The organism is Cyclobacterium qasimii M12-11B (assembly GCF_000427295.1).
Taxonomy (GTDB): Bacteria; Bacteroidota; Bacteroidia; order Cytophagales; family Cyclobacteriaceae; genus Cyclobacterium; species Cyclobacterium qasimii.
Genome location: NZ_ATNM01000005.1, coordinates 1 through 596, shown reverse-complemented (window position 1 = coordinate 596; position 596 = coordinate 1). Strand labels below are relative to the sequence as shown.

The following is a 596-nucleotide window of genomic DNA, read 5'->3' as shown; positions in this document are numbered from 1 at the left end:
AGGGCCTTCTCGGGGTCGAACGAGCCACTCGGCCGACCGAAGCGCAGGCACATTCACGTTCGCGCCCACCGGTGTCGGAGACGTTGGGAGTATTGACTGCCCTTGAGATCGCAGCGGATCGTGGTACGGCCCTTCATGTGTGTCACCTGTCGCTGCCGAGGAGCATAGATCTGGTCTCGTGGTACCAAGAACAAGGCGTTGACGTCACGCTGGAGACCTGCCCTCACTACCTCGTCTTCACCCAGGACGACCTGGATCAGCAGCACGGTTATTTAAAGATCAATCCACCGTTGCGCACACGGGTGGATCAAGCGGGAATGTGGGAGCGGCTTGAGGCGGGCGATGTCAGTGTGATCTCGTCGGACCACGCTCCGTGGCCAGTGGAATTTAAGTCGCACGAACACATCCTCGACAACCATTCCGGTGTACCAGGCGTTGAGACCCTCGTCGCCGTCACGCTCGGACGCGCACTGGCCCGTGATCCCCAATTATCTACCTTCAGTAACGTCGTCGACGCCCTGACGATCACCCCGGCTCGGCGCTTCGGGATCGACGCGCGCAAGGGCAGTCTCGAAGTGGGCAAGGACGCCGACATC

At 60.9% G+C, this 596-nt stretch carries 1 protein-coding gene; it reads left to right on the top strand.

All coding sequences use genetic code 11. The features are described 5' to 3' along the window. Nucleotides 1-92 precede the first annotated feature (92 nt). The coding region (locus tag ADICYQ_RS00785; RefSeq protein ID WP_200861862.1) for a dihydroorotase at nt 93-596 on the top strand (504 nt) is incomplete at its 3' end.